Raw genomic sequence first — 14,264 nt, 5'->3', positions numbered from 1 at the left:
GGCTCAGGCCTCCGGCGGATCCTCTTCCGCTTTCCTGACGCGCGATTCGTACTGCTGCAACCACAGCGGGAAAACGTGGATCGGCATCGGCTTGGCGAAATAATATCCCTGCAGGGCATTGACCTCGCGTGAGCGCAGATAGTCGGCCTGTTCCTCCGTTTCCACCCCCTCTGCCACCAGTTTCAGCTTCAGGCGCTGCGCCAGCGTAATGATGGTGTCGGTCACCGTGGCGTTGACCGCGTCGGTGCCGATGGCGGCGGTAAACCCGCGATCGATCTTCAAGACGTCCGGGCTGAGGTTCTTCAGGTAGCTCAGCGAGCTGTGGCCGGTGCCGAAATCGTCGATGGCCAGCATGATCCCCATGTCTTTCAGCGTGCGAATCTGGTCATACTGAATTGCCGACAGCGCGGTGCGTTCGGTCAGCTCCAGCATCAGCGAGGGCATCGGGTGCGCCGGCAGCCAGATCTGGCGGATATCGTCGATGATATTGAGCGTTTTAAAATGCTCGGCGGCGACGTTGATGCTGATGTAGAACGACGGCCGGGGCGGGAACAGCTGCAGATTTTCCGTCACGGTGCTCATCAGATAGCGGGTGAGCGGAATGATCAGCTCATGCTGCTCGGCCAGCGGAATAAACACGTCGGGCGAGATCCACCCTTGCCGTTTCTTTTTCCAACGCAGCAGCATCTCGACGCCGGCGCAGCGCCCGGTATCGCTGTGGATGATCGGCTGGCAGTAGACGCGGAACTCGCGATGGGTGATGGCATGGCCGATGTGATAAGACAGGCTCATGCGGTTGGCGGTGAGCAGATAGACCACATAGGCGGCCAACAGGCTGATCAGCAGCGCCAGCGGAATATGGCGCGGCAGGGCGGAAAGCGCCAGCATGCCGATCTGCGGGCCGAACAGCGAAATCGAGAACGGATACAGCGCGGAGCCGGCGGTGTAGCGCAGATCGTTGGTCAGGGTATCGCGGCTCAGGATTTCGCGGCGGCCGTATTCCAGGCTGCTGTCGGCCACGTTCAGCACCACGCGCTGAACGTAAGGCTCCTGCGGCTCGAGTAAAAAGTTGGACAGCAGCTCGATATTGAATACGTGCAGCACGCCGCTGGTTTTATCGCGGGGCGATGGCGTCCACAGCACCAGCGTGGGCAGACCTTTGCTCACCGCCAGCGAGGGGCGCAGCGCCAGCCTGGCGTCGCTGTTGACGAAGGAGGGCATCACCGCGGCCAGCTGATAATGACGGGCGCCAAACAGGCTGGAGCAGTAAATAATGCCGTTCTTCACCAGCAACATGGCGCGCAGCGCCTGATTTTGCGCGGCGCGAAAGCGCAGGGTAGATGACACGTTCTCGCAGGACTGGTTCAGCATGTCCATGCTGCGTTCCGCCTGCAGCTGCGCCGGCGTCAGCAACTGGTTGAGCTTGCCGACGGTGCGGGTGGCCAACGTGTGTTGGCTCAACTCGATGCTTTTGACCTCTTGATAGTAACGGGTATACAGCGATACCAACAGAATAGCCGCGCCCACCGCTCCGGCCAGCAGCCAACGGTAGTAACGATATCGGGACGCGGCGAGGTGGGTCATCAACATCCGGTAAATCCTTGTTCGGTAATCCAGCTCCGAGTCACAGTCAGGCGATTGATCCTTAAGTTGCGCTCGGCTAATTCTAGCCTGAGGTTATACAAGATTGATGGTAACTCAGTAAATTATTTCAGTTTGGTAAAACAGAAGGCCAATTTGCAGGCTAACCGCCGGATCGATGAGAAAAATGCAGGATTTTTTCTGGTGACATTGTCACTAAAACGTTCAATGAATTGATTACCCATAAAGAAAACCCGCCGGGCGGCGGGGTTATCTGTCAGTCGCATTGCACCTTGATTGCCAGGCCGCCGCGTGACGTTTCGCGGTACTTGGCGTTCATGTCTTTGCCGGTTTCGTACATGGTCTCGATCACCTTATCCAGCGAAACGCGCGGCTCGCTGGTGCGGCGCAGGGCCATGCGGGCGGCGTTGATCGCCTTGACCGAGGCGATGGCGTTGCGCTCGATGCACGGCACCTGCACCTGGCCGGCGACCGGGTCACAGGTCAGACCCAGGTTGTGTTCCATGCCGATCTCCGCCGCCACGCACACCTGTTCAGGGCTGCCGCCCAGCAGTTCGGCCAGGCCGGCCGCCGCCATGGAGCAGGCTACGCCGACTTCACCCTGGCAGCCGACTTCGGCGCCGGAAATGGAGGCGTTCATCTTGTACAACGCGCCGATGGCGCCCGCCGCCATAAAGTAGCGGATGTAGATGTCCGGGCTGACGGACTCGATGAAGTGATCGTAGTAAGCCAGTACCGCAGGCACGATGCCGCAGGCGCCGTTGGTCGGCGCGGTAACCACGCGGCCGCCGGCGGCGTTTTCTTCGTTAACCGCCAGCGCGAACATGTTGACCCAGTCGATCACGTTCATCGGATCGCTGGACAGTTTGTCCGACGCCACCAGCATGCGGCGCAGCGCGGAGGCACGGCGCGGCACGCGCAGCGGCCCCGGCAGCACGCCTTCGGTGTTCAGACCGCGATCGATACAGGCGCGCATGGTCTGCCAGACGTTGCCGAAGTAGGTCTCGATCTCTTGCTTGCTGTGCAGCGCCAGTTCGTTCTGCATCACCATGCCGGACAGCGACAGCCCGGTCTCGCGGCAGTGATCGAGCATTTCGCGCGCGGAGTTGAACGGATAGGGCATTTGCAGCTCTTGCTCGGCGTCCTTACCGAAGTTCTCCTCGTCGACGATGAAACCGCCGCCGATAGAGTAATAGGTCTTGCTGTACACTTCTTTATCGCCGGCGAAGGCGTGGATCTGCATGCCGTTTTCATGCAGCGGCAGGTTGTCGCTGCGGAAGACCATGCCGCCGTCGCGCGGGAAATCGACTTCATGCAGGCCGTTGGCCAGCATCAGGCGTTGACGTTGTTCTACATCGCGAATAAAACCCGGAATGCTATCGATATCGACGTTGTCCGGCATGTTGCCGGCCAGGCCGAGAATGATGGCGATATCGGTATGGTGACCTTTTCCGGTCAATGAGAGTGAGCCGTAAACGTCTACGGCAACACGCGTGATAGAAGGCATCAGGCCTTTATTTACCAGATCGTCGACAAACTGTTTGCCGGCTTTCATCGGTCCAACCGTATGAGAGCTGGACGGGCCGATGCCGATCTTAAACATGTCGAAAACGCTAATCACGCTAAAACTCCTTAAAGAGACGTATTGTTATGGCTGCGGCGGTTAAAAACCGCGCAGGGAACAGCGATATTGTAAAAGGGCCGTGCGGGTTCGGCTGCCTTTTTCGCATGAAATTAAATAATCCGTGGTGTCGCTTTTTTTCCTGATTACCCGGGGCGAACCCTTAAGCGGGGTATCCGCTTTCGCCCAAGCTCCATTAGCGGTAATCGCGCCAGCCTTCCGTGCTGAACTCCGCCGGCTTAATCCCTGTTTCTACAGTGGTTTATCTCGGACGGTGGTATTTTACAGGTATTTCGTAAGGTTTAAGAGAGGGTTTACAGTTTTTTTAAAACCATTCAACCGGAACGGTAGTTGAAAAAGCGATCAAATGAAGTGATTTCGATCGCTTTACCTGCAGCTGACACCGACGGCCATGCCAGATTGCGAGTCAGATCACGCAATGCGGGCTAAATACTGACCTGTTGCGCCAGGCGGCGAATGATGGCGGCGGTCAGCCCCCAGATAAACTGGCTGTGATACCAGGAGAGATAAATGCGGTGCGTGCGGCCGGCGCGGTGAATATCCAGCGGGTAGTAACGCGACAGGGTCAATGCTTCCCGCAGGGGCATCTCGAACACGTCCGCCACTTCGCCCTCGTTGGCGCGGAACTGCACGTCCGGCGGGATCAGGCCGACGATAGGCGTGACCTGAAATCCGGTGCTGCTGTCGAGCGGCGCCATTTGGCCGAGGACGGTCACCGCGTGCGGCGGTATCGCCACTTCTTCCTGCGCTTCCCGCAGCGCCGTGACGATCGCCGATCCGTCTTCGGCGTCGGTCTTGCCGCCGGGGAAGGCCACCTGGCCGGCATGTTTGCGCAGCGAGTCAGCGCGGCGGGTCAACAGCAGCGTCGGCTCGGCGCGGCAGACGATCGGGATAAGCACCGCCGCCGGGCGCACATTGTGCGAGATCTGCGCCGCCTGCGGCAGCTGCAGTTGAAAACGGCTGATAAAGGCGTGCAGCGAGGCCGGTGAGTTCGATGGGATCACGACGGGGCATACTCCCCAAGCTGCGGCAGAATACGGCCAACCTTGTCGAAGGTCTCCTGGTATTCCGCCTGCTCCTGGCTGTCCGCCACGATGCCGCCGCCGGCGGAGCAGTGGATGCGGCCGTTTTCGGTGACGAGCGTGCGGATGGTGATGTTGGTGTCCATGGTGCCGCAGGCGCTCAGGTAACCGATGCTGCCGCAATAGGCGTTGCGCCGCTGCGGCTCCAGCTCTTCGATGATTTCCATCGCGCGCACCTTGGGCGCGCCGGTGATCGAACCGCCGGGGAAGCAGGCGCGCAGCAGCTCGGTGGCCGAGGCCTGCTCCGGCAGGGTGGCGGTAATGGTGCTCACCAGGTGGTGCACGGCGGGGAACGGCTCCACGACGAACAGTTCCGGCACCCGTACGCTGCCGGGCTGGGCGACGCGGCCGATATCGTTGCGCAGCAGATCGACGATCATCAGATTTTCAGCGCGATCCTTGGGCGAATCGGCTAAGCGGCGCGCCTGTGCGGCGTCCTGTTCCGCGTCCGCCAGCCGCGGCAGCGTACCCTTGATCGGGCGGGTTTGGATGCGCTGCTGCGCCAGCCACAGGAAGCGCTCGGGAGAGACGCTCAGCACGCTGTTGTGCGGCAGCCGCAGGAAAGCGGAAAACGGCGCGCGGTTGCAGGCGCTCAGTCGGCAAAACGCCTGCCATTCATCCCCCTGATAGTCGGCGGAGAACCGCTGCGCCAGATTAATCTGGTAACAGTCGCCGCTGCGCAGGTAGTGTTGAATACGTTGGAACTTCTCGCCGTATTGCCGGCGGCTCATATTGGCACGCCAGCCGCTCAGCAGCGTGAAGGGGCGCTCCGTCGGCGCGGTTTGGCTAATAAGCCAGCGCCAGCGCTGCTCCACATCGCCATAGCTGAGCAGCGTCAGGGTTTGCAATTGGTGGTCGGCGATCAATGCCCAGTCATAAATGCCCACCGCCATGTCCGGCAGAGCGAGGTCGGCTTCAGCCAACTGCGGCAAGGTTTCCACTCGGCGCCCGAGATCGTAGCCGAACAGCCCCAGGGCGCCGCCCTGAAACGGCAGCTCCGGGTTAAACGCCGGCTGCCAGCCTTGCGCCGCCAGCTGCTGGTGCAGCAGGGAGAACGGATCCTCCTGAGACTCAATGGTGACGCCGTCACTTTCGATTGTCGTGCCGGCGCCCTGGGTGGTGAGCGTAACGCGCGGCTGTGCGACCAGGATATCGAAGCGGTTATGCGAGTGATCGGCAAAGCCCGAATGCAGCAACATCGCCCAGGGCTGTGCTGAAAGCGGGGCGAAAAGCGTCATCAGGGCACTGCGGCTGTAGGGCAACGATTTTATGTTTGGGGCGGTTACGCTCATGAACGTCAATAAACCTGGCTGTGAGGACGGCGATAGATATCTGGCGGCTAGTGTGCCATAGACGGTCACGTCATGCATGTTTTGCCATGCGCGGCATGCAGCACAGTTCACATAAACGGCAGTTCAATAAACCTGAAATAAGGCATTTTTTGCGCCATTGATTATACTTCGATATGTTAAAAATTTAACGTCAAATGCACTGGAAGCCTATTTGCCGCGGGCGCAAGGCTCGAAAAATATAAAAAAAGATTCGTTAATTTCATAAATTTATTATTTCTGCTTGTTATTAGATGCGGAGCGGCGTGTTTTTGCCTGATTTTAGCCAGCGTCGCCGCCCTTTGGAATTAATGGGTTAATTACTCAGCGCTTTCTGGCGCTGGTTTGAATAAAGAAAAACAGGTTCGGTTCCATTAGCCGCTGCGGGAATTTGCAGGCGTCACGCTATTTCAGCGTGCGCTGAACCCTATGCGTCTTTTAGAAAAGTAAAATTATTATTTTGTTACATTATCATTAAAGAGCTGCCTATGTCGTTAATGCTGAGCGTGATCGTCCCGATGCACAATGCGGGGGAATTATTGGAGCCTTTCCTGGCCTCGCTGCTGGCCCAGCGTGAGCAGCGGTTGGAGGTGATCATCGTCAACGATGGTTCCACCGACGGTTCGGGGGAGATCGCACACCGTTACGCGGCGGCGCATCCGCATATTCGTGTGATCGATCAAGCCAATGCCGGTGTTTCTAACGCGCGCAATGCCGGGCTCGCCGTTGCCCGAGGCAAATATGTGGCGTTTCCCGATGCCGACGATGTGCTGGCGCCGGACATGTATTCCACGCTGCTGGAACAGGCGGAACAACACCAATTAGACGTGATGCAATGCAATGGCGAACGCTATTTCACCAGCCAGGATGAATTGCAGCCGATTTTTCCCGAGGCGCGTTTGCGCACCACCGACGTTATCACCGGCGTACAGTGGTTTGAACGTGCGTTGAAATCGCGAAAGTTTATTCACGTTGTATGGCTGGCAATATATCGCCTCGACTTTATTCGCCAGCATCGCCTTTATTTCGAGCCGGGATTGCATCACCAGGATATTCCCTGGACAACGGAAGTCATGTTTAATGCCAAACGGGTCAAATATTTAAGCACGCCGCTGTACCGTCAACGGGTGCACGACAAATCGATCAGCAACCGCCGTCGCACCGGTCAGGCGAACGTGGATTATCAACGCCACTATATGAAAATCGTCGAGATGCTGGAGCGGCTCAACCGGCGCTATGCCGGCACTGTCGCCATTCGCCCGGCTTTCCATTGGCAAATCACCCGCGAAGCGCTGGGCATTTGCCACAGCATTCGTCGTGAGCCGGATCCGGCTGCCCAGAGTCAGATCACCGAAGAGTTCTATCAGCGCGGCATCGACAGAGCGATGTTCGCCAATGCGCGCGGTCTGAAACAGGGGTGGCATGTCATGCTGTGGCTGCATCGGCTGAAGCAGTGGCGCAGCGATAACGGCTGCTCGCAACCGGCCTGAGCCACAAGACGTTGGGATCCGCCGCGTTAGCGCGTATACTCCTTCTCCCTTTTGCCGGAGAAAACGACACATGCATGCAGGTATGCCATTACTGAGTCACGCGGAGCAGCAGGAAGCGGCGGATCGCATCCATCAACTGATGGAGCAGGGCATGAGCAGCGGTGAAGCCATTGCTCGCGTTGCGCAGGAAATTCGCGAGAAGCATCAGGGCGCTCAGGTTGCGGTACTGTTCGATGACGATGATGAAGACGAGCAGCATGAGGCCGCCCCGGAGGCGTCGCGGAATGACGATGTTGAAGAAGACGAAGACTATTGACGTTATCGGGGCCGCGCAAGCGGCCCCGTGAGTATCAGCCGTTGACCGCCACGGCGGCAGCGGCTTGTTTCGCTTGCTCCACCGCCTGTTCCGTCGTGTCCGCCGTCGCCAGCGCCACGCCCAGGCGACGCTGCCCGGCGATCTCCGGTTTGCCGAACAGGCGCAGCTGGCTGTGCCCGCGCAGCGCGTTTTCCAGGCCGCTGAAGCGCACATCGCTGCTGGTCAGCTGGGGCAGGATCACCGCCGAAGCGGAAGGGCCGAACTGGCGGATGGCGCCAATCGGCAACCCGAGAAATGCGCGAACGTGCAGGGCGAACTCGGACAGATCCTGTGAGATCAACGTGACCATGCCGGTATCGTGCGGCCGCGGAGACACCTCGCTGAAGATCACGTCGTCACCACAGACGAACAGCTCCACGCCGAACAGGCCGAAACCGCCCAGGGCCTTCACCACCTTCTCCGCGATAGCCTGAGCGCGGCTTAACGCCGCGGCTGACATGCGCTGCGGCTGCCAGGATTCGCGATAGTCCCCATCCTCCTGACGATGGCCGATCGGCGCGCAGAAATGTACGCCGTCCACGGCGCTGATGGTCAACAAGGTAATTTCAAAATCAAATCTTACCAGCCCTTCGACGATCACCCGGCCGCCGCCGGCGCGGCCGCCCTGTTGGGCGTAATCCCAGGCGCTTTGCAGTTGCTCAGGCGTGCGGATCAGGCTTTGTCCTTTGCCGGAAGAACTCATCACCGGTTTGACGATGCACGGGTAGCCGATGTGCTCGACCGCCTGCCGGAAAGTCGCCTCGCTGTCGGCAAAGCGGTAGCTGGAGGTGGGCAGGCCAAGCTCTTCCGCCGCCAGGCGGCGGATGCCTTCACGGTTCATGGTCAGGCGCGTGGCTTCGGCGCAGGGCACCACGCGGTGGCCCTGGCGTTCAAGCTCGACCAGCATGGCGGTGGCGATCGCTTCGATTTCGGGAACGATATAGTCCGGCCGCTCTTGTTCGATAACGGCTTTCAGCGCGTCACCGTCCAGCATATTGATGACGTGGCTGCGGTGCGCCACGTGCATGGCGGGGGCGTCGGGATAGCGATCGACGGCGATCACTTCCAGGCCGAGGCGCTGGCATTCAATGGCGACTTCTTTGCCCAGCTCCCCGGAGCCGAGCAACATAACGCGGGTGGCGGAAGGGCGCAGGGCGGTTCCAATCGTTAACATAGTTTCGTACCTGGATCGGTGAAAGTAAGCGGATTGATGATCGGCGGGCAGTATATACGAAAACGATTGCGTGCGCAGCCGCTGCGCTAAGTTTGTTGCTAACTTGCTGTTTTTATAACAAGCAGAAATATTTGCCCTGCATGGGCGATTATGCGTTAATAACCGACGACGAAAGAAGACCTACATATAGCATGGTTTTCGCGTCTCGTGCCGTCAAGGCAGGTTTATCAAGTAAAGGAAACACAAATGAGCAAGATCACTGGTCACGTTAAATGGTTCAACGAAAGCAAAGGTTTCGGCTTCATCACGCCTGCCGACGGTTCTAAAGACGTTTTCGTTCATTTTTCCGCTATCGTTAGCGATGGTTTCAAGACCCTGGCTGAAGGCCAGCAGGTTGAGTTCTCCATCCAGGACAGCCAACGTGGCCCTGCCGCAGCCAACGTCGTCGCCATTTAACGACGGAGCCGCCAAGAAACCCGCCGCCGGCGGGTTTTTTTATGCCCGCTGCCCGTAACGCCGCCCATCTCTGTTATCATTTGCCGCTGATTCGGCGCCAACCTGCGGGCGCGCCGCCATTCCATTCGTCATATAAGAGTTATCGCCGTGAGCACAGTTTCTTTTTCTTCCCTGCCGCTGCCAGCCGAACAGTTGGCCAACCTCAACGAACTGGGGTACGCCAAAATGACGCCGGTGCAGGCCGCCGCGTTGCCCGCCATTCTGCAAGGGCGGGACGTGCGCGCCAAGGCGAAAACCGGCAGCGGCAAAACGGCGGCGTTCGGCATTGGTCTGCTGAATAATATCGTCGTCGCTCAGGTCGCCACGCAGGCGCTGGTGCTCTGCCCCACCCGCGAATTGGCCGATCAGGTGAGCAAAGAGTTGCGTCGCCTGGCGCGTTTCACGCAAAACATCAAAATCCTGACGCTGTGCGGTGGCCAACCGATGGGGCCGCAGCTCGATTCGCTGGTGCACGCGCCGCACATCGTGGTGGGGACGCCGGGGCGCATTCAGGAGCATCTGCGCAAGAAAACGCTGCTGCTGGACGAACTGAAGGTGCTGGTGCTGGATGAGGCCGACCGCATGCTGGACATGGGCTTCGCCGACGATATCGACGATGTGATCAGCTACACGCCGCCGCAGCGTCAGACGCTGCTGTTTTCCGCCACCTATCCGGCGGGTATCGAATGCATCAGCGAACGCGTTCAGCGCCAGCCGCTGAGCGTCGAAGTGGGCGATGACGAAGCGCAGACCGCCATCGAACAACGCTTCTATGAGACCACGCGCGATCAGCGCCCGGCGCTGCTGGTGTCGGCCATTCGTTATCATCAACCTGCGTCCTGCGTGGTGTTCTGCAATACCAAACGCGATTGTCAGACGGTGTTTGAGGCCCTGGAGGCCCGCGGCATCAGCGCATTGGCGCTGCATGGCGATCTGGAGCAGCGCGATCGCGACCAGGTGTTGGTGCGCTTCGCCAACCGCAGTTGCCGGGTGCTGGTGGCGACCGACGTCGCCGCTCGCGGGCTGGACATCAAAGAGCTGGAGCTGGTGGTTAACTACGAACTGGCGTTCGATCCCGAAGTGCACGTGCACCGTATTGGCCGTACCGGCCGTGCCGGCATGAGCGGGCTGGCGATCAGCCTGTGCACGCCGCAGGAAATGGCGCGGGCGCATGCGATTGAAGACTACCTGCAGATGACCGTCGATTGGGCGCCGGTGTCCGAGCTGAGCGGGGCCGCCAACGGCTCGCTGGAGGCGGAGATGGTGACGCTGTGCATCGACGGCGGCCGCAAGGCGAAGATCCGCCCCGGCGATATCCTCGGCGCGCTGACCGGCGATGCCGGGCTGACGGCGGCGGAAGTGGGCAAGATCGACATGTTCCCGGTGCATGCCTACGTCGCGATCCGTAAAGCCAGCGCGCGCAAGGCGCTGCAACAGCTGCAACAGGGCAAAATCAAAGGCAAGAGCTGCAAGGTGCGGCTGCTGAAATAAGCCGAAGGCGGGCGGCGGTTTGCCTTCCCGCCGCCATTCATTTATGCTGTATGTATTTACAGTTGTTTGAGCATTTGAGGACGCACGCATGGCGGTTGAAGTTAAATATGTGGTGGTGAGAAACGGTGAGGAAAAAATGACTTTCGCGAGCAAGAAAGAAGCCGACGCCTACGACAAAATGCTGGATTTGGCGGATAACCTCGGAGAGTGGTTGCAACAGGCGCCGCTGAAGCTGGACGACGAACAGCGCGAAGGGCTGAGCTTCTTCCTGGCGGAGAATAAGGATGCGCTGGGGCTGATCCTGCGCGGCGCATCACCGGCGGAAACCGGCAAAAAACCGACGGAAGCGAAAGCGAAAAAAACGGTCTCTAACTCAAAAGAGGGATCTGCGTCAGAAAAGCAAGCGGCATAATGGCTTATGTTGCGGTGTTGTGATGAAAAAGGATCTAAAATGAGCCGTGAAATAACTTTCTTCAGCCGCTTTGAGCAAGACATTCTGGCGGGGCGCAAAACCATCACCATTCGGGATGCCAGTGAGTCGCACTTCGAACCGGGCGAGGTATTGCGCGTAAGCCGCAATGAAGACGGCGTATTTTTCTGCTTTATCGAAGTGCTGTCGGTAACGCCGGTGCGCCTGAATGCGCTGACCGAACGCCATGCACAGCAGGAGAACATGTCGCTCGGCGAACTGAAGCAGGTGATCAAGGAAATCTATCCGGGTCTGGATGCGCTGTTTGTCATCGAGTTCGTCAAACGGTAACCCTTTGCCGAAACCCTGTTGTGAGCCAGGGATGGGCGCCCGGATAGCGCTAATCACAACGGGAGGACACATGAAAAAAACGGCTTTGGCTATCGCCTTGTTGGCCATGATGGGAGCATCGACTGCGGTGTGGGCGCAGGTTCAAGAGCAACGCAGCGCCAAGGTGGGGCAGTGTGCGGGGCTGCAGCCGGCGGATATCGCCGCCCAGGTCAAGCGCGACTTCTTGCAGAACCGCATCACGCGCTGGGAGGCGGACAAAAAACTGCTGGGCACCGCTACCCCGATCGCCTGGGTCAGCCCGGATGCCATCACCGGCAAGGATCAGGTGTGGCAGGTGCCGCTGACGGTGCGTGGCACCAAAGCGGATAAAACCTACAACGTGACGCTCAACTGCAACACCGGCGAGATCGCCTACAGCGCGCCGCAGTAATCGTTTTCCGCAATAAAAAGCCCGCCTGGCGGCGGGCTTGATGCATCAAGAGGCTGTCAGTCGCTAAACGGGATCACCAACTCACCCGGTTTCACTTCCAATCCCTTCGCCAGTTTTTTCGCCAGCGCTTCGGTTTTGCTGTTGTCAGGATTCAGCACATAAGCCGGCTTTTGGTCGAAGTAAGACTTCAGCGACTGATTCAGATATGGCGTCAGCGCTTTCATCACCGTCTGCATTTTTTCCGGCTGCACGCTGTAATCGGTCAGTTCCATGTCTTTCAGGTAAATGGCGCCCTGTGCACGGTCGTAAACCGGCTGCGCTTTCAGCGTCAGCCTCAGATCCGCCGCCTGCGGGCCGAGAATCGACGTGATATTGACCTTGGCATCGCCGGAAAGGGTGACCTTGCCCGGCTCGCTGCGGCCAATCTGGCTTTGCAACTGCGTCAGTACGATGTTGGCGTCCACCAGGCCGGGCACGCCGATCTGCTTCTGATAGTCGTTGTGTTTCTGCAGGTAATCATTCACTTCCTGCTCGCTCAGAGTGTACTGGGTCAGTTGATTGCAACCGGCCAATACGCCGGCGAACAGCAGGGCGGCTGCGCCCATCAGGATCTTCTTCATTAATGCCTCATTGCGACTGCTGGCGAAAAGTGCTGCAGATAATTGATTAATCATTATAAACGTTCCACCTGCGCGTGAAAACGGCAGAAGGCGATGTGCAGAGGATAGTGCGCGCAAAAGCGGGCGACACCTATCGGATAACGCCGAAAGCGTCAGCGCCGCAATCGCAGCGCCAAGAGCACCACGCCGGCCAGGCAGGCTGCGCCCCCCAACAGCGGGAACAGCGGAATGCCCCACAGCCGCAGCGACGAATGCATCAGATAAGGCGCCAGCCCCAGGGCAAAAGCGGCGGTGACGATGGCGATAGCCAGGGTAACGGCGGCGCGTTCCAGCGCTTTGCTCAACTGGCCAAGATTACTGACGTTGATATCGGCATTGAGCCGCCCGCGTTTTAGGCGGCGAACCAATAGCCGCAGGGTTTGCGGCAGCTCCTCTCCGGCGTCGAGCGCTTCCCCGCCCAGGGCCAACAACCGCTGGCGCACGGCAGCGGGTGCATAGCGTTGCAGCACGGTTTGTTGCAGCATCGGTTTGAGCGTGGCCACGATGTCAAAGGCCGGATCCAATCGGTGCAGCACGCCGTCGGCGGTGATTAACGCCTTGAACAGCAGCACCAGATCGGGCGGCAGCGCCAGCTGGTGTTCACGCGCCATCACCAGCAGATCGGTCAGGGCCTTGCCCAAGGTCAGGGTGGCGGCGGCCTGTTTGTCGAGGAAGTTTTGCGCCGCCAGCTCCAGATCCATCAGATCCAGCGGTTCGCTGTCCGACCAGGCGATCAGCGTGTTGACGATGCCTTCGGACTGACGATCGGCGATGGCCTGCAGCAGCAGGAGCAACTGATTGCGTCGCCGCTCGGACAGCTGGCCCACCATGCCGAAGTCGATAAAGCCGACGCGGTCACCGCTCAGCGCCATGACGTTGCCGGGGTGGGGATCGGCGTGATACAGCCGATGCTCCAGTACCATGCTCATAAAGGCGCGGGCGCCGCGTTGCGCCAGCAGTGGGCCGTCAAAGCCCGCTGCCGCCAGCTGCTGAGGGTTTTCCGGCGCGGTGCCGGGCAAGTATTCCTGCACTAACAGGCGCGGGGAAGACCATTGCCAATAGATTTTCGGCACGACGACGTCAGGTTGACGCGCAAACATCCCGGCGACGCGGTCGCAGTTATGCCCTTCGTGGGTCAAATCCAGTTCATGATTGAGCGCCGTCGCCAGCGCTCTGACCATCTGCCGCGGCCGATAGCGCGCCAGCGCGGGGCTCTGCTGCTCCACGGTTTCCGCCAGCGAGGCCAGCAGCCGCAGATCGGCGTGGATGGTTTTCGCCAGGCCGGGCCGCAGCACTTTGACCACGACCTGTTCGCCGCTGTGCAGGCGTGCGCGGTAGATTTGCGCCATCGACGCCGCCGCCAGCGGCGTACGATCGAATTCGGCGAACAGCCGCTCGGGTTCGCCGCCCAGGTCGGCAACGATCTGCGGCGCCAGCGTTTCCCATGGCAACACCGCTGCCTGGCTGTGCAGACGATCCAGTTCGTCGGTCCAGGCCGGATCCAGCAGGTCGGAACGCGTGGCCAGGATCTGACCGAATTTGACGAAGGTAGGGCCCAGTGCCTCGAGCGCTTCGCGCAGCCGCTCAGGCAGGGTTTGTGCGTCCTGTTGGGCGGATTCAGCGCGGGCGCCGCGCAGCAAAGCCCCCAGGCCCAGCAGACGCAGAACGTCTTGCAGGCCATAACGAATCAGAACGGAGGTAATTTCCTTCAGCCGCGCCCGATCGCGAGCGGTGGCGAGCACCATTTTCAACATCA

The 14,264-nt window shown here is 59.6% G+C and carries 14 protein-coding genes; 7 read left to right on the top strand and 7 right to left on the bottom strand.

Annotated features, from left to right (window positions below; genetic code table 11):
* Positions 1 to 3 precede the first annotated feature (3 nt).
* From SSARUM_RS13705 to pabB, 4 genes are all read right to left on the bottom strand, one after another.
* On the bottom strand, positions 4 to 1,590 hold the full coding sequence (locus tag SSARUM_RS13705; protein WP_039565702.1) for an EAL domain-containing protein: 1,587 nt from the start codon (positions 1,588 to 1,590) through the stop codon (positions 4 to 6).
* Positions 1,591 to 1,858: 268 nt separating this feature from the next.
* Positions 1,859 to 3,223: an L-serine ammonia-lyase gene (gene sdaA / locus SSARUM_RS13700; RefSeq protein WP_060430193.1), complete on the bottom strand. Its 1,365-nt coding sequence runs from the start codon at positions 3,221 to 3,223 to the stop codon at positions 1,859 to 1,861.
* A 446-nt stretch (positions 3,224 to 3,669) separates the two neighbouring features.
* Complete coding sequence (locus SSARUM_RS13695) at positions 3,670 to 4,248, bottom strand: CoA pyrophosphatase (protein ID WP_033654422.1); 579 nt, start codon at positions 4,246 to 4,248, stop codon at positions 3,670 to 3,672.
* Positions 4,245 to 5,618: an aminodeoxychorismate synthase component 1 gene (pabB, locus tag SSARUM_RS13690; RefSeq protein WP_060428225.1), complete on the bottom strand. Its 1,374-nt coding sequence runs from the start codon at positions 5,616 to 5,618 to the stop codon at positions 4,245 to 4,247. The genes SSARUM_RS13695 and pabB overlap by 4 nt, the downstream gene beginning before the upstream one ends.
* A gap of 524 nt (positions 5,619 to 6,142) precedes the next feature.
* Here pabB and SSARUM_RS13685 point away from each other — a divergent pair.
* Positions 6,143 to 7,144 carry a glycosyltransferase gene (locus tag SSARUM_RS13685; protein WP_049211961.1) on the top strand — a complete coding sequence of 334 codons (1,002 nt, stop codon included), beginning with the start codon at positions 6,143 to 6,145 and terminating at the stop codon, positions 7,142 to 7,144.
* Between the two features lie 70 nt (positions 7,145 to 7,214).
* Positions 7,215 to 7,460, top strand: coding sequence for a YoaH family protein (locus SSARUM_RS13680; protein ID WP_049211962.1), 246 nt, complete (start codon positions 7,215 to 7,217; stop codon positions 7,458 to 7,460).
* Positions 7,461 to 7,494: 34 nt separating this feature from the next.
* On the opposite strand, the gene purT is transcribed toward SSARUM_RS13680, so the two are convergent.
* A complete protein-coding gene (gene purT / locus SSARUM_RS13675; RefSeq protein ID WP_041035497.1) occupies positions 7,495 to 8,673 on the bottom strand; it encodes a formate-dependent phosphoribosylglycinamide formyltransferase in 1,179 nt (392 codons plus the stop codon).
* A 246-nt stretch (positions 8,674 to 8,919) separates the two neighbouring features.
* Here purT and cspE point away from each other — a divergent pair, with 246 nt between their 5' ends.
* The 5 genes from cspE to yebF all read left to right on the top strand — a co-directional run bounded on the left by cspE (position 8,920) and on the right by yebF (position 11,849).
* Positions 8,920 to 9,129, top strand: coding sequence for a transcription antiterminator/RNA stability regulator CspE (gene cspE / locus SSARUM_RS13670; protein ID WP_004927572.1), 210 nt, complete (start codon positions 8,920 to 8,922; stop codon positions 9,127 to 9,129).
* Between the two features lie 147 nt (positions 9,130 to 9,276).
* Positions 9,277 to 10,659 (top strand): ATP-dependent RNA helicase DbpA, encoded by a 1,383-nt coding sequence (gene dbpA / locus SSARUM_RS13665; RefSeq protein ID WP_049211964.1) that lies wholly within the window; start codon positions 9,277 to 9,279, stop codon positions 10,657 to 10,659.
* Between the two features lie 88 nt (positions 10,660 to 10,747).
* Complete coding sequence (locus SSARUM_RS13660) at positions 10,748 to 11,071, top strand: YebG family protein (RefSeq protein WP_033654419.1); 324 nt, start codon at positions 10,748 to 10,750, stop codon at positions 11,069 to 11,071.
* A 39-nt stretch (positions 11,072 to 11,110) separates the two neighbouring features.
* Positions 11,111 to 11,419, top strand: a complete 309-nt coding sequence (gene yqfB, locus SSARUM_RS13655; RefSeq protein ID WP_060430192.1) for a N(4)-acetylcytidine aminohydrolase — start codon at positions 11,111 to 11,113, stop codon at positions 11,417 to 11,419.
* A gap of 70 nt (positions 11,420 to 11,489) precedes the next feature.
* Positions 11,490 to 11,849 carry a protein YebF gene (yebF, locus tag SSARUM_RS13650; protein ID WP_033634875.1) on the top strand — a complete coding sequence of 120 codons (360 nt, stop codon included), beginning with the start codon at positions 11,490 to 11,492 and terminating at the stop codon, positions 11,847 to 11,849.
* Between the two features lie 56 nt (positions 11,850 to 11,905).
* Here the strand turns inward: yebF and SSARUM_RS13645 are convergent, their stop codons facing one another.
* Both SSARUM_RS13645 and SSARUM_RS13640 read right to left on the bottom strand, forming a co-directional pair.
* Positions 11,906 to 12,469 (bottom strand): lipoprotein, encoded by a 564-nt coding sequence (locus SSARUM_RS13645; protein ID WP_060418906.1) that lies wholly within the window; start codon positions 12,467 to 12,469, stop codon positions 11,906 to 11,908.
* A 152-nt stretch (positions 12,470 to 12,621) separates the two neighbouring features.
* The gene (locus tag SSARUM_RS13640; protein WP_033647669.1) at positions 12,622 to 14,262 is read right to left on the bottom strand and encodes an ABC1 kinase family protein; all 1,641 of its coding nucleotides are present in this window, start codon (positions 14,260 to 14,262) and stop codon (positions 12,622 to 12,624) included.
* Positions 14,263 to 14,264 lie beyond the last annotated feature (2 nt).

Origin of the sequence: Serratia sarumanii (genome assembly GCF_029962605.1) — a bacterium.
Lineage (GTDB): Bacteria > Pseudomonadota > Gammaproteobacteria > Enterobacterales > Enterobacteriaceae > Serratia > Serratia sarumanii.
Note: the sequence above shows the minus strand (reverse complement) of the source record. Positions and strands in the feature narration are given on the sequence as shown.

Coding starts and splice junctions, on each gene's coding strand:
- SSARUM_RS13705 (WP_039565702.1), bottom strand. CDS start 1,590: ATGTTGATGACCCACCTCGCCGCGTCCCGATATCGTTACTACCGTTGG.
- pabB (WP_060428225.1), bottom strand. CDS start 5,618: ATGAGCGTAACCGCCCCAAACATAAAATCGTTGCCCTACAGCCGCAGT.
- SSARUM_RS13685 (WP_049211961.1), top strand. CDS start 6,143: ATGTCGTTAATGCTGAGCGTGATCGTCCCGATGCACAATGCGGGGGAA.
- SSARUM_RS13680 (WP_049211962.1), top strand. CDS start 7,215: ATGCATGCAGGTATGCCATTACTGAGTCACGCGGAGCAGCAGGAAGCG.
- purT (WP_041035497.1), bottom strand. CDS start 8,673: ATGTTAACGATTGGAACCGCCCTGCGCCCTTCCGCCACCCGCGTTATG.
- cspE (WP_004927572.1), top strand. CDS start 8,920: ATGAGCAAGATCACTGGTCACGTTAAATGGTTCAACGAAAGCAAAGGT.
- SSARUM_RS13660 (WP_033654419.1), top strand. CDS start 10,748: ATGGCGGTTGAAGTTAAATATGTGGTGGTGAGAAACGGTGAGGAAAAA.
- yqfB (WP_060430192.1), top strand. CDS start 11,111: ATGAGCCGTGAAATAACTTTCTTCAGCCGCTTTGAGCAAGACATTCTG.
- yebF (WP_033634875.1), top strand. CDS start 11,490: ATGAAAAAAACGGCTTTGGCTATCGCCTTGTTGGCCATGATGGGAGCA.
- SSARUM_RS13645 (WP_060418906.1), bottom strand. CDS start 12,469: ATGAAGAAGATCCTGATGGGCGCAGCCGCCCTGCTGTTCGCCGGCGTA.
- SSARUM_RS13640 (WP_033647669.1), bottom strand. CDS start 14,262: ATGTTGAAAATGGTGCTCGCCACCGCTCGCGATCGGGCGCGGCTGAAG.